Origin of the sequence: Facklamia hominis CCUG 36813 (assembly GCF_000301035.1) — a bacterium.
Classification (GTDB): Bacteria; Bacillota; Bacilli; order Lactobacillales; family Aerococcaceae; genus Facklamia; species Facklamia hominis.
The window spans coordinates 1,407,091-1,429,309 of sequence record NZ_JH932292.1; the positions used below are offsets into that span (position 1 = coordinate 1,407,091).

A 22,219-nucleotide genomic window follows, 5' to 3' on the forward strand; every position below is an offset into this window, starting at 1 on the left:
GACGGCCCATCTGCGTATCAAGAACAAGCAATGCGACGAAAAGGAGCATTGCGCGGCTTGATGAGAAGAATGGGAATAGTCGCAAAATTTTCTAAAATGGCTTAATTACAAGCTATCGAGAGAATGAAAAATGGCTATTGGTACTGGAAGCTAAAAAGAATAAATTGAATAATAGTTCCAGGTGGTTTGCATTTGGGCAAAAAATAAGACCGTAGTTTTAGGCTGCGGTCTTTTGCGTACATATATTTTACATAATTTAGCAAATAAATAATTAATCCGACAATAAAATGTCGGTTTGAGTGTCGATTTGAAAAAAACTGATAAGGAAGTGATTGAACTCCTGATAAAAGAGCCAATCTTTACATAAATTTAACTTCCAAAAAATAGGTGTAACAAAGCGGACTACTAAAAGAATATTTAAATCTTTATAAGAAAAGAAAATGAAAAATTCACTAAAAATGATGAGGTGATTGTTTTAGTTTATTAGCAGGGTATTGGAGGGTATAATATATTTAATAATAATTTGGAAAGGATGTGGGACTTTTGGCTAATAAGAATTATACAAAGCAAATAATTAATGATTACTGTGTTTTGGACACAGAAACAACAGGTCTATCCTCATACTATGATGAAATTATAGAAATTGGAATTTTAAAAGTAAGAGATAATAAAATTGTGGATAGGTATTCTCAATTAATAAAGCCACAATATGAAATTGATTCATTTATTACATCTTTAACAGGTATAACAAACGAGATGGTAAAAGATATGCCCGCTATAGACTTTGTAATGAATGATGTATTATCTTTCATTGGAATGGATGTAATAATCGGTCATAATACATCTTTTGACATAAGATTTTTAAATGCTGGATTTAAAATAGAGTTAGATAATAAGTATATAGATACTATGCAATTTGCAAGGAAGCTTTTCCCAGAATTAAACCATCATAGACTTTCAGACTTGACATCATATTTAGGTCTTTCAAATAATGAACATCGATCTATATCAGATTGTATTGCAACAAAGGAATTATATGACTCAATAAAAGATATTATGAATAAAAGAGGTTTAGAAATTCAAGACTTATGGGTTAATTCTATTCACGGTGGAAAAGGTATTGATATCAAATTAATACATGCAACAGAAGTAGAAATTGATGAAGATAATTTTTTCTTCAATAGACATGTTGTTTTTACTGGTAAATTAGAAAAATGGTTAGGCAGGATGCAATGCAAATAGTAGTTAACCTAGGTGGGTTATTAGACAATAATGTTACAAAATCAACAAATTATTTAATACTCGGTAATAATGATTATAATGCGATTCTAAAAGGAAAAAAATCATCAAAGCATAAAAAGGCTGAAAAATTGAAATTAGAAGGACAAGATATAGAAATTATTGACGAATTTACATTTTATGATTTGATTGAAAGTTAATAGTTATTTTATTTGAATAAACTAACTCGAGGCAGTAGCAATATGGCCATAGTAAATCAATTTAGCATTCCATTATTTTGTGTCATCAATATCATCATCAAACTTATCTTCAACTTCTATCTTAAATCCTATTTCATTTTTCATAGAAAGCTCATAAAGGAAAATCACAAACTCTTTCATGCTTGATAGGTTCATAGCGAATGAGCTCCGTCCTGCTAACCAGTCTAGGGATACATTACATTTATCAGCAATTTCTATAAGCACATCGATAGTAGGGTTATTTTTTCATTTTCATATGTAGAAATTGATGATTGAGGAATGCCCAACATCTCTGCAAATTCTTTTTGAGTTTTATTGTGTAGGGAACGCAGATATTTAAGTCTCTCTGCTATGCTTTTTCTATTCCATTACATCCTCTTAAAATTACTCTTAAAAAGGCGATAGATTATATATGTAACAGAGACAAAACAGACGATGAAATTTATGTAACTACTCACTTGTTTAGTAGAGAAAATGCTCATAACGAATTTGAACTTACCAAGAAGAAATTTGGTTCACGAATAAAGACCTTAGCACATCATCTTGTCCAATCTTTTGTTCCATAAGAAGTTAGTTTTGAAGAAGCACATCAAGTAGGTAATGAACTTTGTGAGAGTGCTTTAGGTGGAAAATATGAATTTGTTTTGGCTACATAAATAGAAAGAAATCATATCCATAATCACATCATATTTAATTCAGTCGATGTTGATGAGGGCAAAGTTTATCATTCCTACTATGGTTCTTATATGAATATCAGAAATCAAAGTGACAGGCTTTGTAGGGAACATCATTTATCAGTTATTGATCAAGAAATAAAAAGAGAAATCAATGAAATTAAGCGAAGAATATTTATGAATTGGTATTACTGGAATGAAGATACAAAAGGCAACAGTTATAAATCAAGACTTCAATTTGACATTGATAAGCTTATAAAATCTTCAATAAATTGACAAGATTTTCTTTCTAAAATGAAAGAGAAAGGCCATGAAATTAAGCATGGTAAGCACATTACGTTTAGAAGTGAGAATCAGCAAAGGTTTACTAGAGCAAAGACCATAGGTGAAAATTATTCAGAGAGTTCTATTAAAAATAGAATCCAGAATAAAGCTAAGGAAATAGGTGTAATTGTTAATTCTAAAGCAAAAGACAGTAAGGCCTATGAACATTGGGCTGATAAACACAATTTGAATACAGCAGCTAATAGAATGCTTCAGATTCACGATAAGGGATTTGAATCAATAGCTGAAATGAAAAGAGCAATGTCGAGTTTATCTTATAAAATGAACAAGTTAAGAAAAGAATTCGATAAGAAAAATTTTGAGCAAAAACTAATTAAGGAGATTGCTAAAAGTCTTCAAACCTGTATCAATAAAAAATTCCACTATGATGGCTATAAGAAAAATCCCTAGGACAAGATTTATTGGATGATGAATAAGAAAGATATTGAGGTTATAAAGAGGCCTATGAAGAAGTTGAATTTTTTATCAAACAATTTCCTCATCTAAAAAAAGAAACAGCACAAGGATTAAAGCGAAGAAAGGCTAAAGAATTACTTCAAAATTTGAACTCTCATCCAAAAGCTTTACAGTCAGAGCAGAAAGAATTGGCACAAGAACATAATAGGATAAGCTCAGAATATGAAGAGCTGAATCAATTGAAAATAAATATGGATAAGTATATGAAGAGGGGTGTAGAGCCTAAGAAAAGTATTCGAGATAGCCTCAAAGTAGTTGAAGCACAAGAACAAAATACGAAACGAAGAAAAATAAAGAAAAAAGAAATAGAAATAGGCTAAACCTAAATTGACTGGTGTTGGATATGACACCAGTTTTTCTTTAAAAGGATAGTTGCTTTTGATATAATACCTTTAACATCTAAAAGGAAAAAGATTGGTATTGGGGAGGATATACGTGAGCATAGGGCATGGAGCATATATGAAAAAGATTTTAGAAGATGAATCCCATGTGATTTATGTTTATGGTTCATATAACCTAAATGATGCAAAATTTAGAAATGAAAATTATATTTTGGACGGTTCTATTTTAGTTAAAAAGACATGTTTTCAAGAGCCTGATATCCATAGAAAAATCAAACGAATGCCAAATAGAAAGAAAAAACTAGTAGAAAAAAGTGTGATAGTATTTGTTGATTATCCTTTAATGATAGAAAAAAAGAAATAGAAATTGAAAACTGCAGTAATACATGGGAAACAAATATCAATGGTATTGATTTTATGGCTTTGAATTTGTTATTTAAATTATTTAGGGTTTATCAAGATGATAGTGCAATACCTAATCAAGTTGATTATCACGTATAAATTAGTTTTGAAGAAGAATATAGAGAGATGGCCTATGGGATTTGATTATAGTAATCTTTGGAAAATATTAAAAGAAAGAAACATTTTACGAGAAGAGTTAAGGATAGCAACTGGTATTTCATCAGCGACCTTAGCTAAATTAGGAAAAAATAAAATTGTTAGTATGAGTGTATTAGCTAAGATTTGTCATGAGTTAAATTGTGATTTTGGGGATATTGTTAGTTACGTGCAAGAGGGAGAAGAATGTTAACACAGAGAGAACAAAGAAAAGCAGCTAAAGAGTTTGCTAAAAAATGGGAAGGAATTGGTTATGAAAAAGGTGATTCAGCTAGATTTTGGCTTTCACTTTTAAATGAAGTTTATGGTGTAGAGCATCCAGCTGAGTCTATACGTTTTGAAGATCAGGTTATGCTTGATAACACCAGTTTTATTGACGGCTACATACCATCTACCCATGTTTTAATTGAACAAAAATCGATAGATAAAAACTTGAGGAAAGGAATCAGGCAGTCAGATGGTTCACTACTTTCTCCATTCCAACAAGCTAAAAGATATTCTATTGAATTACCATATGACGATAGACCTAGATGGATAGTACTATCTAATTTTAAGGAATTTCACATTTTTGATATGAATAAGCCACAATCTGAGCCTGAAGTTGTTTATCTTAAGGATCTAGAAGAGGACTATTACCGTCTTAACTTTTTAGTGAATGAAGAAGACCATTATATTAGGAAAACAATAGAAGTTTCTATACAAGCTGGTGAGTTGGTAGGAGTGCTTTACGATGCACTTCTAAAACAATATAACAATCCAGATGATGAGAAGATATTGAAAGACCTAAATGTTCTATGTGTACGTCTGGTATTTTGCTTTTATGCTGAGGATGCAGGCTTATTTGGTCGTCATAATATGTTCCATGACTACTTGAAAAAATATAGTGAAGATCCATCAAGCTTTAGAGATGCATTGATTAAGTTATTTAAGGTATTAGACCAAGAAGAACATGAAAGAGATCCATATCAATCTGAAGAATTGTTGGCTTTCCCTTACGTTAATGGCGGTCTATTTGCAAAAGAAGATATTGTTATTCCAAGAGTAAATGAGGAAATTATCGACATTATTTTGAATAAAGCGTCTGCAAACATTGATTGGTCTAATATTAGTCCATCTATTTTTGGTGGTGTTTTTGAGTCAACCTTAAACCCAGATACAAGACGTTCAGGTGGAATGCACTATACTTCTGTGGAAAATATACATAAGGTAATAGACCCTCTGTTTATGGAAGAATTAAGGGAAGAATTCAAAGAAATAGTAGCTTTAAAAACACTAAATGTTAAGAAAAGAAGACTTGAGGAGCTACAAGATAAGATGGCTTCCTTAAAGTTTTTAGATCCTGCAGCGGGTAGTGGTAACTTCCTAACGGAAACATACATTTCACTTCGTAGATTAGAAAATGAAATTCTTAAAGAGCTTTATGGAAATCAGATTGTAATGGGGCATATTCATAACCCAATCAAAGTTTTTATTAGTCAGTTCTACGGAATTGAAATCAATGACTTTGCTGTATCTGTAGCAAGAACTGCCCTGTGGATAGCAGAGTCACAAATGATGAAAGAGACAGAAGACATAGTTAATATGAATCTTGATTTCTTACCGTTAAAGAGCTATCCGAATATTGTTGAAGAGAATGCTCTAAGGATGGATTGGGAAGATGTTATATCAAAGAATGATTTAGATTATATTATAGGTAATCCACCATTCTCTGGTTTTACCTACATGAAAGATGAACAAAAAGAAGATATGAATTTACTTTTCCCAGGGATAAAAAACTTAGACTATGTAGCTTGTTGGTTTAAAAAGGCTGAGATATATATTGAAAATACTTCTATTCATTGTGGTTTTGTAGCAACTAGTTCGATAGCTGAAGGAGAAACAGTTGCAAGACTTTGGGAGAATTTACAAGTATATATTAATTTTGCGTACCAATCATTCAAGTGGGAGAGTGAAGCATCACAAAAAGCAAGTGTTTACTGCGTTATTATAGGATTTTCTAAAGAAGAAAAAACAGAAAAACTTTTATATAAAGATGAAATAGTTCAAAAGGTGAAAAGTATCAATCCATATTTAGTTGATGGACCTAATATTTTAGTTAGAAGTAGAAATAAGCCTATATGTGATGTCCCTAAAATGGTATATGGTAATAAACCAGCAGATGGAGGTCATTTAATTATTGAAGATGATGAATTGGAAGAGTTTCTATTAAAAGAGCCAAAAGCAAAAAAATTTATTCGTCCTTTATTAGGTGCAAGAGAATTCATCAATAATAAGTCTAGGTATTGTCTGTGGCTGGTTGATGCAAAACCAGAAGAATTAAGAGAGTGTCCATTAGTATTAGATAGAATACGAAAATGTAAAGAAGCACGAGAAAGTAGTAAAGCAGCTGGGATCAGAAAGTTTGCAACGACTCCAACTTTATTTGCTCAAATTACTCAACCGAAGGATACTGATTATATTTTAATTCCAAGGGTTTCTTCAGAGAAAAGAAAATATATACCTATGGGATTTTTAACAAAGGAAACAATTGTTACTGATGCCGTACAGGTAGTTCCAGATGCTAATTTATATGATTTTGGTATTCTGACTTCAAATGTTCATATGGCTTGGATGAGAGTAGTAGCAGGAAGGCTAAAAAGTGATTATAGATATTCGAAAGATGTAGTTTACAATAATTTTTCATGGCCAAAAGTTTCTGACAGTCAGAAAAATAAAATTGAAAAGACAGCTCAAAATATTCTAGATGCAAGAAATTTATACATTAATTCTTCTTTAGCTGATTTATATGATGAGTTAACCATGCCGGTAGAACTAAGAAAAGCGCATCAAGAAAATGATAAAGCTGTAATGGAAGCCTATGGGTTTGATTGGAGAACAATGACTGAGTCAGAGTGTGTAGCAGAATTAATGAAAAGGTATAAAGATTTAGCTGAATAAAAAGTTTTAAATGACGAAAAGTTACTTATAAAAACACTACAATCTTTAAAGTATTTGTAAAGTATGGATATAGAGGGAGGTATTAAAATTACGGATGAAAATTGGACGAAATGATCCTTGCCCATGTGGTAGTGGAAAAAAATATAAGAAATGTTGTTTGAATAAAGAAGAATCTAATTTCTTTATTGGAGATGATAAATTCTATTGTGAAATAGAACCATTATATAAAAGTCTTGATTTTGAAATAAATACTTATTTAGAATTTGAGATATCATTGCCATTTCAAATTGCATTAGAGGATAAGAGTTTGTTTAGTTTCAAAAAAAAAGATTGTATTTTGCATTATTTGTATAAACTACAAAAAAGAAATGAAACTGTAGTAGAACATAAAGATTTATCCGTAGAAAAATATTATACTTCTGTGATTATAGGAATAAGTTATAATTCTGGCAATTATCAGGGTAATATAAGCTCGGAAGAGATTATAAATATTTTATTTGACTACTCACTAAAAGAACTTAACAAGCAGATTATAGCCTATACAGTTTGTACTAAAGATGATAGTTGCTTCCGAATAAATAAAGAAGCACTTTTCCCGATTGCAGCTATTAATTTAGTAAATTTAGAGGAAAAAATAAGTAATAAGAGTTTATTTATTCTTCACATGAATTTTAATTGTCAAAAAGATCATATTCATCATGATAAGATTAACGATTTCATTAGACACTATAACATTTATAATGAACAGACAAACCCTCTGTTACATGCTGAATCATATGTTTTAAAAGCGAATAGAAAATTTAGAGAAGGCTTTTATGATGAGGCTGTTATAAGTATTCAAACTAATATTGAAATTATAATTAGGATTATATATAAAGAAATTTTAGTGTGTTTAAAATATACTGAAATTGATATACAAAATAAACTTGAAGAGGAAAGTTTCATGAGTATTATTAAAAAAAAATTATCCCAATATCTTGGTGGAACATGGGATTTAACTAGGTCAGGTACCGCCATACATGAATGGTATGCTGACACTTATAGTATGAGAAACAAGATTGTGCATGCAGGATACTATCCTACTTTTGAAGAGACCGATTTATCTATTAATGCAGCAATGAAATTTAGAGGTTTTATTTTTGATAGGGTTAGGGCTAATAAAACTAAATATCCGAGATTAAACGAATATTTCACAAATTAGCATTTGGTTTAAAAACAAGCTGAATTGATGAAGAGTTTATGAAAGTAAAATGATAAAATTTCTTTAGAAATGGGAATGATATTAGGAAAAACAGCTTTCTTATACAAAATTAAATCTACTAAAGCCTATAAATAGGTATTATTGCGATCTCATTTAAGAGTTGGAGCTTACACGGTAGCAATGGAAAGGAAAATCATAGAATCATAATTATAAATGAGCTTTTGAATGGAGCTTTGTTAGGCACTATGATTTCATTGGTTGCGTCAATCCCATTTGAATATCCAAATTTAAAGTCAGAGATTCAAGATAATGTAAAATCATTTTTTGAAAAGGGATAGTGCCTTACAGTGAATCTGTTAATGAATTTTTCTTGTATGCAAGAGATTTTTTATTATTTGGAGAATGTTATATTCAATAAATATAATATTCCAAGAAGCTCTGGTGATTGGCAAGATTATATGTTGTATACGAAAAACACGAAAATGCTTTGAAACCTAAAATAGAGGGATTTAAAGAAGAAATAGTTAGCTTCACAGATAAACATAACATGTGGTGGCTTTTTTAAGTGATTTACTTGGAAGGATTGAATTAAAAACAGTGCTGGGTAAAAAATCTAAAGAATATGTCGAATGCTATAATGCTTATCACATTATAGAGAATATTGATTTGGTCAATTGTTGAAGCTATAGAGAAAATAAATTATATAAACATCATACAGAATTCTAAGGAAAAAACTTGTAGTTTATTAATTGTTTTTCGTTGGCTAGGATATTTATTAATAGAAAACTATGATCGAAATATAATTGACGTAGAAGAAGATATAAAAGAAAGGTACAACAGTGTAGCAATTTTAGCTCAAGAGGACCTGAGAGAAGCAGTTAGTCATGTATCAAAAATATTGAAGTGAGAATTATAATATACCTATTTTTATAAAAGTTCATAAAAAAGAGTTTATAAGTCCAAATAGTGATGATGTGATACAAAAAGATTTATGTTCATAGGAATGAAAATTGATGCAGACAAAATATTTGACACTACCAAGTAACTGAGATGTAAAGAGTAGTGTTGGAGTTTGGGACAAGTTTATTCTATGTGAACTGGAGGCAATTCATAATTAAGAGGCAAACAATTGTTTGAAACTAAAAGTAAAGCTGAAATCTAAGTTCTATAGTTTAGTTTTTTGTGCTTGCAAAATGCTTGCAAAAAATCAAATAACCACAAATAAATAGGATAATCTAAACATAAAGAAGATAGAAAGGCTTTATTTTACGCAATTTATAAGAAAGTATATGTTACTCAAAATCGAATGGGAATAGTCGCAAAATTTTCTAAAATAGCTTGATTACAAGCTATCGAGAGAATGAAAAATGGCTGCTGGTACTGGAAGCTAAAAAGAATAAATTGAATAATTCTTCTAAGTGGTTTACATTTGGACAAAAAATAAGACCGTAGTTTAAAGCTGCGTTCTTTTTTTGCAATTAAATATGTTAAAAAGATGTGTTTATAAGATTTGTAAAATAACGATTCAACATTACTTGTCATTCTAGTAGTTAGTGATTCAATTATTATTGAAAGCAGAAACTTGTTTTTAGAAGGTCATTCTGAAAATTTAAAATCTGCATTTGGAGTGAATAAAAACTCCATACCTTCATTTATAAAGAATGTTATAGAACAAGGAAAAATAATTTTTAATGTTAAAAAAAGTATAAAAATTACCAGAATATATGATTTTGGTGGTAAACATTATGTACTATGTGCACTTGGAACAAATGGATTTATTGTTTCAGTTTATCCAAGATAGGAGGCTATATAAAAAAAATAAAACTCATGCTAGATTTTGGAGAAGGTCCAATATGGACTGAGTATTTTGATGAAGAGAAAGGAAGATTATTAACAGGAATTGAAAAAGTAGATAATGATAAAAATATATGGGATATAAATGAAACAATTCAAGAATTGTTTACATCTTACTACCACTTTGACTATAATGATCAGGCTTGCTTTTTCGATGAAGAACAAGAGAAAAAAGACAAGTATAAAATGCTTGTATTATTAGAGAAACTAAAAAAAAGACTATATGAAATAAATGATGGGTCTTTTGAGATTGATGATAGAGAAACTGAAAGAGTTAAAAATTTATAATGGATGAATTAGATGTTGTAAAATTGAAAGAGGATTACAAAGAAATAAGTAAAGGAACAAGAGGAACGATTGTTTTGCTTTATGATAATAAAAAGTGTGAAGTTGAGTTTTTTGATAAAGATGGAGATACCATAGATGTAGTCATGACTCCTTTAAAAAAACTAGAAATAATAGAGTCATTCTAATAGAATTTAAATTTTTGTAAATAGAGCTTGTAAAAATGAATCATACAAGCTCTATTCTTATATTCTTTTGAATAAATAGTAAAGCTTCCATTATTATTTACTACCATAGCACGCTTCATATCGGAGATAGCTGTACTTCGTCTATTTTACCCATCTTTCCTCACAGGTTATTTTTGAATATTATATAAATGGGTGTAATTAAGTTGGTTCTTTTAGAGATTAATCGAAGATCAATTGGGGAAAATAAGCAAGAAAATCCCTAAGGATTTTTCAATGACATGGAGATGAATATACTCATTTATATTGGATAAAAATCAAGTATACTATAATATAGTTTTATAATTACAATATTAAAATAGGGGGTTGATGTATGTTGTCCAAAATTAAATTGTGGTTTTTTAATAATAAGAATTTTTTAAGGATGTCAAGATTTATAATTTTAACAGTGTTGCTTCTTTTAGTTACCTGGATTTTTGATCATCGATATATTGCAATTAAATCTTATATTCCCAAACAACTATTGCTGTCCGTTGAAGTTTCGGTAGATTTTCTTTCTAATATATCTGGAATATTTTTGACTATAAGTACTTTTTGTTTTACAACGATTGTCACTGTACTTAATAAATATAGTAGTAGCGTATCGCCTAGATTGCTTCAGAGTTTCATAGATAGGACAGGAGTTCTTGGTTTATATGGTATATTTGTAAGTGGTTTTTTCTATTCAGTAATCAGTATCCTTTTATTACAAGATCTTGGTCCAGACCAACATGTTGTAGCTGGAAGTTTAGGCATTGCCTATGCCATAGTTGCAATGCTTAGTTTTATAGCTTTCTCAAGACAGGTTCTTGATAATATAAAAGTATCAAATATTATAGAATATATTTTTAATGATTGCGAAAAACTTATTGATAAAGAGGTAGAACTAAGAGAAAAAGCTAAGCATTACGAAAAAAGCGACGAATCTACAAAGTTATCAATTGTAGCTGAGAGTTCAGGTTATTTATTTGAAATAAAAGCAGATGAGATTTTTAAAGAGCTTAATGGCATAAGAGCAGAACTGTCTATAAACAAGAGAATTGGTGAATACACAATCAAAGGAGAAACCTTAGGAGAATTAAATATATTCCAATGCGAGTTAGATGATAATGATAAAAAAGAATTAAAAGAAAAATTAAGTTCATTGTTTTTAATAAATATTTACAATAATAGAGAAGAAGATTATCACCGTGGAATTGTAAACTTAACCGAAATCGCAAATATGGCCCTAAGCCCCGGCACAAATGATCCAAATACTGCAATAATGTGTATAAATAAAATGTCATCATTGTTTGGGAGACTTTTATCTACAGACAATCATTTTATAATTCTGAAAGAGGACGAAGATGTAAAAATAATCTATCAAAGTTATTCTGTAGAGGATGAACTATATCTTGGTTTCAGCCAGATAATTTCCTACTCAGCAGGTGATCCTTTGGTTACCGAAGCGATTTTACAAGGGCTTTATATCATATACACAATGGCAGACATAGGTGCTAAAAAAAGCATAAAAAAATTTTTTGATGATAGCTATGAAATTTTAATAGAAAATTTTACTTACGAAATGCATTTGAAAATTTTTAAAAGAATAAGAAAGAATATGGAAGAGCACGTAGGCTTATAGGAAAACACATCTGAATCTATTTAAATTTAAATGCATTCAAAATTCAATTAAAAATGTGGTCAATTAGTTTACTATTTGTGGGCCACTTTTAGATAATAACTCCGGATCCATTTTTGGTTGACATTTACATGATGAAATATTTACGTTTGAGCCTAATGCATTTAATATAAGCAAAAAATAAATATCTTTATATAAAAAATACAACACGAAAAATTACTATTTAAAAATAATGATTCTGAACTTGTGTCAATATTAAAGGAAAATGGGACAATGTTAAAAAAATAGAAAATGATTCCAAACTAATATATATGATAGATTTAATTATTATAGATCTACAAGTTATAACTCTTCGGTACCGGTACTGGGGCGGGACTAAAAATCTGAAAACGTCCTATAATTAGGTGGATTTATTGGTATTAGAAAAAATTGAATGCAATATTTTGAATGGCTTTGGGATATATCGTACGTCCGTCCAACGATTGCCGAGCCGTAAGGCGAAAGCAGAGTTGATGACGGCCCATCTGCGTATCAAGAACAAGCAATGCGACGAAAAGGAGCATTGTGCGGCTTGATGAGAAGAATGGGAATAAACTATAAAAGCCTCGCAATTGCTAATATAAAAGCAACTGCGAGGCTCTTTGTTTATAAACCCACTTAATTCCTATTTAAATTAGAAAGTAAGTCAGATGCTTCATCATCCGCACCTTCCCACAAGTGGCTATAGGTGTTAAGAATCGTTTGAACACCTTTATGGTTTAACCAATTTTTAATTACTTAAGGCTGTATTGTCTCTTTGATAAGCAGGCCAGCAATTCTGTTGTGGTGAATATTTTAATGGCTATTATAAAAGAAGTCAGTAAAATGATTTGACAAAAAACAACGCCATGGTACTATAAATGTAACCATATATAAATAACTTAAGGTAAGAATTGTGATGCGCTGTTATTTGCAAAGGTATAAAATTGGATATCTATACATTGGTTATGCTATGAATTTGTATTATAAGTATATATGGAAGTGATTATATGGAGGTAGTAATTGAGAATAGAATTGCAGAATTTCGTAAGGAGCTTGGACTATCCCAACATAAACTTGCTAAAGCTGTTGGTATGAAAAGAAGGTCAATAATGGCGTATGAAAATAATACAATAAGTCCAACTCTTGAAACAGCCTATAAAATATGCAAGGTGTTAAATAAAGATATTAAAGAAGTATTTATTTTTAAGTAAGGAGGTTTTAATATGGGACTTTTATTTAATGATAATAATGAGATAAATGAAAAAATTAACAATGAATTCGGTAATTTAGATAATCACTTGTTAGCAATTAAGCATAATGACATAAAAACAGGTCTTGCAAAATTGATAGCGAGCAATCTTTTTTATACGTTGGATTCAAACAGGACTTTTATTCTATATTTTTCAAATAAGGGAATTCACGAGGAAGAAATAAGCAATTCTTTAAAAAGAAATTTCTTATTTATGCCATGGAATGAAATTAGTTCCTTTGATATCAAAGTTAAAAATAATAAGGCTATTATAGAATTAGTTCACATTGGGAAAAGAATAGGATATGAAATTCCTTTTAATGGAACAATTTTTGAAATTAACAAAGACAATTTGAAAAAATTAGAAGCGAAGAACTGGAATAAAATTTAAGTAATTTAGATGATGAAGAAGTAATCTTTGTTGTGATAAATAAAAACTACTAAGAATCAAGGGATAGTGTAGTGCCCCCAAAAAGTTAGATTTTGGTCCAACTTTTTAGGGGGCACTACATTTGAATACTCACAGCCTTTTTTTATATACTCTTGAAAGTATTATCTGAGTTCTCGTTTATTGTTTTAAAACCACTTTTTATTGCAAATAAAACTCCTGCAATCATAAATACAAATACTATTAATAGAGGGATATAATTCATATTTGTTATCAGACCTTTTATCGCAAATGCTAATTCATAGTTACTTCTATAGGCTCTCAATGCAATTCCAATAATGAACATAAAGATATAGGCTAAGAAAATATTTTTAAACAATATTTTCCCCTCTCCGAAGACCATCTTTTCCATTTGTTTTTCTGTCATACCTGCTGTTGATAGAAGTTTAAAGTCATTGGATCTTGCCCTAAGGTTGCCTTTAAAACTATTATAGGCATTGGAAAGAGCGATTGTTATTAGAATGATTTGAATAGCTAAGTTGAAAAGTCGTTCATTCTTTATTTGTTCTTTATCCATAGCTGCTCTAATAATTTCTGTAGAAGTGCCATGGTCAGATTTTGGTACATAATTTGAAATTACTTTTTCAGCATCTTCAAATACTTTTTCTTTATTATTATCAGCTTTAATTTTTACAAAGTAATAATAAACTGGGTTGCCTTCATCTATTCCATATTCATCAATAAATTTTTTCATAGCACTTTCACTTGTAAAGATAGATATTTGATTGTCATTATAAGCTTCTAGATTATAAGGCATTTCATCGATACTTGAATCTATTTTTATAGGCATGGACTTACCATTTGCATTATATTTTAAAGTTACTTTTCCTGTATCCTTATCAGAAATTTTTATATATTCATTAAAAGAATAAGGACTTCTACTATCTTTTGGAATTTTATTTAGTAGTAAATACTTTGCATTCGAAATATTATTTTCTTTTAAAAGTTTTTCGAAATCCTCATCTGTTAAGGCATATATGTTGGAATATAATTTATCTTCCGGTATTTTACCGCTATTTAAAGCTTCATTTAAATCCTTAGAAATAAAGTCCTCATTTTCACCAACGTAAAATTTTGTATCAACTCTTTGGTATACATGCAATTGGTCTATGCCTTCAACTTCTTCTATATCATGAACAAAGTTTTTATCCAAAAAATCACCTACATAAATACTAGATTCAAAATTGTAAGGACTTTTATAAGAATTATATTTTTCATTTAAAGCTCTATATGACTGGTCAACTAAAACTGTAGTCAGTACCAAGGCAGACAGAGCCATGGAAATTACAATAATTCGATAGGTTGAACGATAAGACCTGTAATAATCTTTTGCTAAAGTCTTTTCTATTGGTCCATTTATTTTTGATTTTCCTAATTTAATATTTTTTTCTGTAATCCCATTTAAACCTTCGATAACATTTATCTTCGCACTTTTCTTGGCAGGGATCAATGCTGAAAAATACACCATTATCAAGGATAACAAAACAATTATTAAAATAGATATAGGGCTTGGAAATATGAAATGGAAATCCATAGATTTTACACTTTGACCTAAAATATTTGATATGTTTTGATAAGATTTTGTATTATTAAGCCACATCAAATATAAGAGCAGATTTGCAGAAGCCAAAGATAAGATTGTTCCCAAGGCTATTGGTAAGGTTGAAAGTTTAAATGCTTTCTTTCGAATTAATTGCTTTACCTGCTTATCTGTCATCCCAGTGCTTTTTAATAGAGCAATTTCCTTTAGATCCCTATTGTTCCATACATTAAAAGCCCCATAAATGATAAAAGCAAAAAGTAGGCAAAGAAAGAAGGCTGCTCCATATTGTTCTAAAGCTGAGTTTACAACACTTTTTGGTGGAATGATTCCTTTTGGATAGACCATTTTATATTCTAAGATATCTTTATTATAAAATACTCTACCAATATTTAGGGCATGGTTCTCATCAATATTCATTTCTGATAAAATTTCCCTAGTCTTTGTATAGGTATCTCTTATATTTTTATACCAAATTTCTGCTTCGGTACCAACATTTTTTTCAAACAAGACTTTTTTATCATCACTTTTAGATAAACCTACAAGCATAGCCTCTTCAAATGAATAGCTAAAATCTTTATAAGTACCAACTATTTTATAAGTTTTATCACGAACATTTATTTCAGAACCCAAATCATATTCTTTATTTTTTATTAAAAATCTCTCTGGTACTAAAAGTTCATTTGCTTTTTCTGGCTTTTTTCCTTCCTTAATATCAAAACGTAAAAGGCTTGCAGGATCTCCATTTTCATATATAACTGCATTTAAGTCTGTTTTTATTACTTTATTGAAAGAAACTTTTTCTATATCTTTATCGTTTTTTAATTTATCATAAAAACCTTGGTCAATTCCACTTATATTCACATGATAATCTCCAAAAGTTTTCTTTACATACTCATACTTGTCAGTTTTTAACGAGTTGGAGATAAAAATTACAGTTCCTAATAACATTACTGCTAAAAGTATTGATATTTTAATAGCAAAACTGTCTTTCTTATTATTTTTTACAGCTCCATCAGCTAGGTCATTAATAATTTTCATAAGTTTCATCTCCTAAGAAATTTAACCTACCATCTACCATTCTATAGACCTTATCACAAGAATTTGCTACTTTTTCATCATGAGTTATTATCATAATTGTAGAATTTAATCTCTTATTTACAAGTCTGAAAAGTCCTGTGATTTCTTCAGAATTCTTTCTATCGAGATTTCCTGTAGGCTCATCTGCTAAGATTATGGCAGGTCTTGTAATCAAACTTCTGGCAATGGCAACTCTTTGTTGTTCACCACCTGATAACTGTTTTGGATACCTATCAAGCTTTCCTTCTATTCCTAGTATCGATAAAATTTCCTTTAAATATTCGTCATCTGCCTTTTTATTGTCTAACAAAAGAGGAAGTAAAATATTTTTTCGAACGTTGATGTTTGGAATCAAATTAAAAAATTGATAGACAACGCCTATATTCCTTCTTCGAAAAATTGTCATCTCATCTTTGTTAAACTTAGTAATATTTTTATCTTGAATAAAAATATCCCCACTTGTTGGTTTATCAACTCCTGCTAATAGGTGAAGCAAGGTAGACTTTCCTGATCCGCTATCTCCAATAATGGCAACAAGATCTCCTTTCTCCATTTCAAAATTCACATTTGATAGAGCGTGTACTTCTACTCCACTATTGTAAGTTTTTGTTAAATCTACTGTTTTTACAATATTCATATTTAGTCCTCCTTATCTTTCTTAGATGATATTAGACTTAAGTGACTGGAAAGTGACTAGAAAAAAAGACTGTGCTTTATTTACACAGCCATAATTAAATCAGTTATAAAATCTTAGTTCAAAGGAATTTGATTTCTTCCCTTTGTGATATAAAAGTTCTCCATTTTGCCTTTCCATAACAGATTTTGCCATAGGAAGGCCAATCCCATAACCTTTTGAATTTGGATCCAGCTTATAAAAACGTTTAAAAACTTTTTCTAACATTTTACGATCCAAACCTTTAGAAAAATCTTCCACAAAAATACTTTTATATAGATTTGTTTCTTTAAGTTGGATTTCTATCTGTCTACCTTCTGTAGCTTCTATACCATTTTTCATCACATTGAAAAGTGCTTCATAGGTCCATTTCTTATCGCATATAAGATAAAAGTCATCTCCATCAAGTGGAATTTCAATATTATCATTGATAAAATAATCCTTTAGGTTTTGTATAATATCTTCAATTAATCCTCGAGCAGATATCCTGTCTTTTGTCATTTCTATTGTACCTGAATCAAGGGCTGCCAATTTTAATAAAATATCAGATAAGTTGTGGAGTCTAAGTAAATTATCTCTGAGTCTTTCTATATATTCTTCGGAAAAGGTGTCATTTTCGTCATCTAATAAGTCAAGTAATAATAGAGATCCGGTTAGAGGGGTTTTTATTTGATGGGCAATGTCTTCAGTATATTCTCTTAAGATCTCTTTGTTTTTTTCAGCATTTTCAGCTATTCTCTTGTTTTCTATAATAATTTTAATAATCTCATCTCTGAGTTTGCCAAATTCATCGTCTATGATTTCGTAATTATCAGAGTTTATATCAAGCGAATGTAGTAGGTTAAATATATTATTAATTTTATCCTCAAGAGCTTTTTCTTTTTTCTTTTCAATTTTTGAAATAACTATAAACAGAATTATATTTATAGCTAGAAAGCCAATAAGTGTTAGAATATCAAATCTTGGACTTAGATAAATTACAAACAAAGACATTATCAAATTTAAAATTAAGACAAGTAAAATATTTTTGTTTTTACTCATTGTCCCACCTATATCCTATTCCTCTTATTGTTTTTATATGATTACCATAATCTCCAAGTTTAGATCTGAGTCTCTTTATGGTGACAGTTAATGTATTGTCATTTACCTCATAAAAATCATAACCCCAAACATAATCTAAAATTCGCTCTCTTAGTAGATTTATATTTTGGTTTTCTAAAAGCATTTCCAATATAGCAAACTCTTTTAAGTTAAGGTCTAAATCTTTTCTATCTATCGAAGCTTGTTTTGATATAAGATCTAAAGATAAATTTTCAAAAGTCAGTTCGTTAACCTTTTTTATTTTTCTGCTAAATACATTGTCTATTCTCGCCTTTAAAACAGGGAGAGAAAAAGGTTTTGTAATATAATCATCTGCTCCTTGGGAAAGACCTTTTATAACATATTCATCTTCATTTTTTACAGTAAGCATTATTACAGGAAGGTCAGAAAATTCTCTTAGCCACTTTAAAAAATTAAAGCCTGACCCATCTGGGAGATTAGCATCAAGAAGAATTAAATCAAAATCATTAAAATTAAGATTTTCTGCCTGAGAAAGGTTGTTATAAATAATCGTTTCAATATTATGCTTGTTTAAGTAAGTTTTAACAGCAAAGGCAATTGTGCTGTCATCTTCAATCATTAGTATTTTCATTTCTATACTCCAATATTTCCGATATATCACATTTAAAATACCTACATATCCTACCAAGTATTTCCATACTCACATTCTCATCTCGTCCCATTTTAGCTATGGTATGAGGAGTTGTGTTTATGGCTTTTTGTAGGTCTAGTTTATTCATCTTTTCATCTATTAATTTTTTCCATAATTTATCATAGGAAAATCCCATAATCCACCTCAAATTAATCTTCTACTTTGTGCAGTATTTCTATAATATTATACCACGTTTATAAGTAAATTAATCTAAATCCATTAAACAAGCCGACTTTTAGAATAGGTTATATTATCCGGTACCGGTACTGGGGCGGGACTAAAAATCTGAAAACGTCCTATAATTAGGTGGATTTATTGGTATTAGAAAAATTGAATGCAATATTTTGAATGGTTTTGGATATATCGCACGTTTGGAAAAGAAGAATGGGAATAGTCGCAAAATTTTCTAAAATGGCTTAATTACAAGCTATAAAGAGAATGAAAAAAGGCTACTGGTACTCAAATGGTACTGGAAGTAAAAAAGAATAAATTGAATAATAGTTTCAAGTGGTTTACATTTGGACAAAAAATTAGACCGTAGTTAAAAGCTGCGGTCTTTTTGTATAGATATATTTTACATAATTTAGCGAACAAATAATAATACGACAATAAAATGTCGATTTGAGTGTTGATTTGAATAAGGCCGAAAAGAAAGTGATAGAGCTTTTAAGATAAAATCCGAATGTATAGCAAAACAAAGATAAAATAAGGTATAATAAAAAATAGAAATAATTGGGATGGGTACAAAGTGACAATGAAACTTGATAATTAGTGATTTGGAATATATTATTTAACCATGAGATTAGCTTAGGAAGCATACGGTTCCCTGGCCATTTTTTTATGTTATATATAAGTAATAAAGATTAAACCAGGATAAGGAGGGAGTGTATTGTCAAAAATTAAAAAAGAAAAAATTTCTGCTAAAGGCTTTGATATTGAGGTTTATACAGAAGATTTTAAAAATGACTATATAAGTCTTACTGATATAGCAAAATATAAAAACAAGGAAGAACCTAATGTAGTTGTTTCAAATTGGATACGAAACTATAATACAATAGAATATCTTGGCATTTGGGAGCAGTTAAATAATCCAGATTTTAACCCCCTCGAATTCGAGGGGTATTTAAAAGAGGCAGGTAGTAACGCTTTTACTTTATCACCTCAAAAATGGCAGAAAACCACTAATGCAGTAGGACTATTTGTAAAGTTAGGTAGATATGGCGGCACATATGCTCATAAAGATATAGCTTTTAAATTTGCTTCATGGATATCTGCAGAATTTGAACTTTATATAATTAAAGATTATCAAAGACTTAAAGAAGATGAAAACTCAAAATTATCATTAACTTGGAACCTGCATAGAGAAATATCAAAGATAAATTATAAAATTCATACAGATGCCATTAAAGAATATCTCCTAAAAGATTTGACCAACGAACAATTATCCTTTAAATATGCAAGTGAAGCGGATATGCTTAATGTAGCACTTTTTAATAAATAAAAGAGCAAAACAGTGGCGTGAAGAAAATCCCGACTTAAAAGGAAATATGAGAGACTATGCAAGTCTTAACGAACTATTAGTACTTGCTAATATGGAATCCTACAATGCAATTCTAATTGAAAAAGGATTAGAGCAAAGAGATAGAATGATTGAACTTAGAAATCTTGCGAAGACACAACTCTTATCTTTAGAAAAATTAAACCAATTAGATATTAAAAAACTACCTAATTAAAATTATTATAGAGTTATTGTCTGGTACTGGGACGGGACTAAAAATTTGAAAACGTCCTATAATTAGATGGATTTGGTGATATTAGAATGTAATGTTTTTTAGGATTTTGGAAAGTATTCCAAATCCTCTCTTGACATTCTAGGTAAAGCTTCGTATCCTTAGATAAGAAATTAAGGGATCTTTAAACGTGTTCGAGAAACATGAAAGCTACCATATAAATATTGACGATAAATAGGTACTTTTTGCTAAGTTTATGGTCAGATGATTATGTCCTTTTATGAACCTGCACACGTGTGTAGGTTCTTTCTTTTTAATCGGAATTTGAGGAAGGATGGTAATAATGGATCCGAAAAAGCCTATTATTGCGCTTGACTTTCAAGAAATGGATCAGTTAGAAGATTTTTTAAATCAATTTCAAGAACCGCTTAATGTCAAAATCGGTATGGAGCTCTATTACACTAGTGGAATAGCCATGATTCATGCTTTGAAAGACCGAGGGCATGAGATCTTCCTGGATCTCAAATTGCATGATATTCCGAATACGGTCAAGTGGGCCATGAAGTCACTAGCTAAGCAAGGTGTGGCCATGCTAAATGTTCATGCGATGGGTGGGAGAGCCATGATGGAAGCGGCTCGTCAAGGAATTGATAAAGGGGTCAAAGCGGGTCAGGCCCGTCCTTTGTTACTGGCGGTGACTCAGTTGACTTCAACGAGTTCGGAGCAGCTCCATGAAGAGCAGCTTGTTGAAGTTAGCATGGAAGAAAGTGTCAGTCATTTGGCCAAGCTCACCCAGATGGCTCAGCTAGATGGTGTTGTATGTTCACCGCTAGAAGCTAAGGCGCTTAAGGCTCAATTTGGTTCGGAATTTATCACGGTTACACCGGGTATTCGATTGAATCAAGGCGGTGATGATCAAAAACGGACGGCCACCCCTTATGATGCCGCTTTGAATGGTTGTGATTATATAGTAGTCGGACGTCCGATTACACAAGCATCTGATCCGGTTGAGGCTTATCATGCGATATTAGTGGATTGGCAAAGCGGATTAGCTGAAAAAAATAAAAATTTTTAAGATAGGAGAGAAGCGTATGACCCCATCCGAACAAGCGGCACAGATCTTATTAGATATCAATGCTGTGTGCCTCAGTCCCCAGGCTCCTTTTACTTGGGCAAGCGGACTGAAGGCCCCCATTTATACCGACAATCGTTTGATTATGTCTTATCCCGAGGAACGTCGAGTGATTGAAGGCTTATTAGCTCAAACGATACAGTCTCATTATCCACAAGCAACGGTGATTGCAGGGACAGCAACAGCGGGTATTCCGCATGCAGCCTTTGTGGCTGCTGAGCTGAACTTACCCATGATCTATGTGAGGTCTTCTGCCAAGGATCATGGTAAAGGGCGTGCCATTGAAGGTGTCTTAAAAGCAAGTGATAAGGTTGTATTGATCGAAGACTTGATCTCAACGGGTCGCAGTGTTTTGAATGCAGCCCGTCAAATTCAATCTGAAGGAGCTCAAGTATTAGGCGTTGTAAGTATCTTTAATTATCAATTGGCCAGTGGGCAGAAAGCTTTCAAGGAAGCGGGAATCGATTTTGTCTCCTTGACGGACTACACTCGCTTGGTTGAAATTGCGATGAAGCAAGCTGACTTAAAAGACTATCAAGCTTCATTGGCAGATTGGTATAAGGATCCTGAGGGGTGGAGCCAAGCTCATCAGGGTTAGTCAAGGCGATTTGTTGCTAAA

22 protein-coding genes and 2 pseudogenes are annotated in these 22,219 nt (G+C 30.7%); 17 read left to right on the forward strand and 7 right to left on the reverse strand.

Annotation, left to right across the window (positions count from 1 at the left end):
* Window positions 1-534 precede the first annotated feature (534 nt).
* Window positions 535-1,242: a 3'-5' exonuclease gene (locus tag HMPREF9706_RS06580; RefSeq protein ID WP_407918968.1), complete on the forward strand. Its 708-nt coding sequence runs from the start codon at window positions 535-537 to the stop codon at window positions 1,240-1,242.
* Window positions 1,233-1,439 (forward strand): BRCT domain-containing protein, encoded by a 207-nt coding sequence (locus HMPREF9706_RS09265; protein ID WP_006908582.1) that lies wholly within the window; start codon window positions 1,233-1,235, stop codon window positions 1,437-1,439. Before HMPREF9706_RS06580 ends, HMPREF9706_RS09265 begins: the two co-directional genes overlap by 10 nt.
* Window positions 1,440-1,511: 72 nt before the next feature.
* Here HMPREF9706_RS09265 and HMPREF9706_RS09365 read toward each other — a convergent pair whose 3' ends face one another.
* Both HMPREF9706_RS09365 and HMPREF9706_RS09435 read right to left on the reverse strand, forming a co-directional pair.
* Entirely contained in the window at window positions 1,512-1,634 is a 123-nt protein-coding gene (locus HMPREF9706_RS09365) for a hypothetical protein (RefSeq protein ID WP_006908583.1), read from the reverse strand.
* Window positions 1,635-1,693: 59 nt separating this feature from the next.
* Complete coding sequence (locus HMPREF9706_RS09435; RefSeq protein ID WP_196793087.1) at window positions 1,694-1,831, reverse strand: helix-turn-helix domain-containing protein; 138 nt, start codon at window positions 1,829-1,831, stop codon at window positions 1,694-1,696.
* 105 nt (window positions 1,832-1,936) lie between these two features.
* Between HMPREF9706_RS09435 and HMPREF9706_RS09440 the strand changes: the two are divergent.
* From HMPREF9706_RS09440 to HMPREF9706_RS06640, 12 genes and pseudogenes are all read left to right on the forward strand, one after another.
* Window positions 1,937-2,428: pseudogene (locus HMPREF9706_RS09440) on the forward strand (relaxase/mobilization nuclease domain-containing protein).
* Window positions 2,429-2,446: 18 nt separating this feature from the next.
* Complete coding sequence (locus tag HMPREF9706_RS09275; protein WP_006908584.1) at window positions 2,447-2,887, forward strand: hypothetical protein; 441 nt, start codon at window positions 2,447-2,449, stop codon at window positions 2,885-2,887.
* 194 nt (window positions 2,888-3,081) lie between these two features.
* Entirely contained in the window at window positions 3,082-3,273 is a 192-nt protein-coding gene (locus HMPREF9706_RS09280) for a hypothetical protein (protein WP_231285860.1), read from the forward strand.
* Between the two features lie 115 nt (window positions 3,274-3,388).
* A complete protein-coding gene (locus HMPREF9706_RS06595) occupies window positions 3,389-3,658 on the forward strand; it encodes a hypothetical protein (RefSeq protein WP_006908585.1) in 270 nt (89 codons plus the stop codon).
* A 171-nt stretch (window positions 3,659-3,829) separates the two neighbouring features.
* Window positions 3,830-4,045: a helix-turn-helix domain-containing protein gene (locus HMPREF9706_RS06600; RefSeq protein ID WP_006908586.1), complete on the forward strand. Its 216-nt coding sequence runs from the start codon at window positions 3,830-3,832 to the stop codon at window positions 4,043-4,045.
* Complete coding sequence (locus HMPREF9706_RS06605; RefSeq protein WP_006908587.1) at window positions 4,039-6,789, forward strand: DNA methyltransferase; 2,751 nt, start codon at window positions 4,039-4,041, stop codon at window positions 6,787-6,789. The genes HMPREF9706_RS06600 and HMPREF9706_RS06605 overlap by 7 nt, the downstream gene beginning before the upstream one ends.
* A 94-nt stretch (window positions 6,790-6,883) precedes the next feature.
* The gene (locus tag HMPREF9706_RS09285; RefSeq protein WP_006908588.1) at window positions 6,884-7,990 is read left to right on the forward strand and encodes a YecA family protein; all 1,107 of its coding nucleotides are present in this window, start codon (window positions 6,884-6,886) and stop codon (window positions 7,988-7,990) included.
* Window positions 7,991-9,817: 1,827 nt separating this feature from the next.
* Window positions 9,818-10,132: a hypothetical protein gene (locus HMPREF9706_RS06620; protein ID WP_006908589.1), complete on the forward strand. Its 315-nt coding sequence runs from the start codon at window positions 9,818-9,820 to the stop codon at window positions 10,130-10,132.
* Window positions 10,132-10,317 carry a DUF4926 domain-containing protein gene (locus HMPREF9706_RS06625; protein WP_006908590.1) on the forward strand — a complete coding sequence of 62 codons (186 nt, stop codon included), beginning with the start codon at window positions 10,132-10,134 and terminating at the stop codon, window positions 10,315-10,317. The genes HMPREF9706_RS06620 and HMPREF9706_RS06625 overlap by 1 nt, the downstream gene beginning before the upstream one ends.
* A 370-nt stretch (window positions 10,318-10,687) precedes the next feature.
* Window positions 10,688-11,977: a DUF2254 domain-containing protein gene (locus HMPREF9706_RS06630; protein WP_006908591.1), complete on the forward strand. Its 1,290-nt coding sequence runs from the start codon at window positions 10,688-10,690 to the stop codon at window positions 11,975-11,977.
* 1,025 nt (window positions 11,978-13,002) lie between these two features.
* Window positions 13,003-13,206, forward strand: coding sequence for a helix-turn-helix transcriptional regulator (locus HMPREF9706_RS06635; protein WP_006908593.1), 204 nt, complete (start codon window positions 13,003-13,005; stop codon window positions 13,204-13,206).
* A 12-nt stretch (window positions 13,207-13,218) separates the two neighbouring features.
* Window positions 13,219-13,635, forward strand: a complete 417-nt coding sequence (locus tag HMPREF9706_RS06640) for a hypothetical protein (protein WP_006908594.1) — start codon at window positions 13,219-13,221, stop codon at window positions 13,633-13,635.
* Between the two features lie 142 nt (window positions 13,636-13,777).
* On the opposite strand, the gene HMPREF9706_RS06645 is transcribed toward HMPREF9706_RS06640, so the two are convergent.
* The 5 genes from HMPREF9706_RS06645 to HMPREF9706_RS06665 all read right to left on the reverse strand — a co-directional run bounded on the left by HMPREF9706_RS06645 (window position 13,778) and on the right by HMPREF9706_RS06665 (window position 18,874).
* Complete coding sequence (locus HMPREF9706_RS06645; protein WP_006908595.1) at window positions 13,778-16,273, reverse strand: FtsX-like permease family protein; 2,496 nt, start codon at window positions 16,271-16,273, stop codon at window positions 13,778-13,780.
* Complete coding sequence (locus HMPREF9706_RS06650) at window positions 16,260-16,949, reverse strand: ABC transporter ATP-binding protein (RefSeq protein ID WP_006908596.1); 690 nt, start codon at window positions 16,947-16,949, stop codon at window positions 16,260-16,262. Before HMPREF9706_RS06650 ends, HMPREF9706_RS06645 begins: the two co-directional genes overlap by 14 nt.
* 99 nt (window positions 16,950-17,048) lie before the next feature.
* On the reverse strand, window positions 17,049-18,026 hold the full coding sequence (locus HMPREF9706_RS06655; RefSeq protein ID WP_006908597.1) for a sensor histidine kinase: 978 nt from the start codon (window positions 18,024-18,026) through the stop codon (window positions 17,049-17,051).
* On the reverse strand, window positions 18,019-18,678 hold the full coding sequence (locus tag HMPREF9706_RS06660) for a response regulator transcription factor (protein ID WP_006908598.1): 660 nt from the start codon (window positions 18,676-18,678) through the stop codon (window positions 18,019-18,021). The genes HMPREF9706_RS06655 and HMPREF9706_RS06660 overlap by 8 nt, the downstream gene beginning before the upstream one ends.
* Window positions 18,659-18,874: a helix-turn-helix domain-containing protein gene (locus HMPREF9706_RS06665; protein ID WP_006908599.1), complete on the reverse strand. Its 216-nt coding sequence runs from the start codon at window positions 18,872-18,874 to the stop codon at window positions 18,659-18,661. Before HMPREF9706_RS06665 ends, HMPREF9706_RS06660 begins: the two co-directional genes overlap by 20 nt.
* A 753-nt stretch (window positions 18,875-19,627) precedes the next feature.
* Here HMPREF9706_RS06665 and HMPREF9706_RS06670 point away from each other — a divergent pair.
* The 3 genes and pseudogenes from HMPREF9706_RS06670 to pyrE all read left to right on the forward strand — a co-directional run bounded on the left by HMPREF9706_RS06670 (window position 19,628) and on the right by pyrE (window position 22,198).
* Window positions 19,628-20,471, forward strand: a pseudogene (locus HMPREF9706_RS06670) (KilA-N domain-containing protein).
* A gap of 340 nt (window positions 20,472-20,811) precedes the next feature.
* A complete protein-coding gene (gene pyrF / locus HMPREF9706_RS06675; protein WP_006908601.1) occupies window positions 20,812-21,543 on the forward strand; it encodes an orotidine-5'-phosphate decarboxylase in 732 nt (243 codons plus the stop codon).
* A 16-nt stretch (window positions 21,544-21,559) separates the two neighbouring features.
* Window positions 21,560-22,198, forward strand: a complete 639-nt coding sequence (pyrE, locus tag HMPREF9706_RS06680; RefSeq protein ID WP_006908602.1) for an orotate phosphoribosyltransferase — start codon at window positions 21,560-21,562, stop codon at window positions 22,196-22,198.
* The last annotated feature ends 21 nt before the right edge of the window (window positions 22,199-22,219 follow it).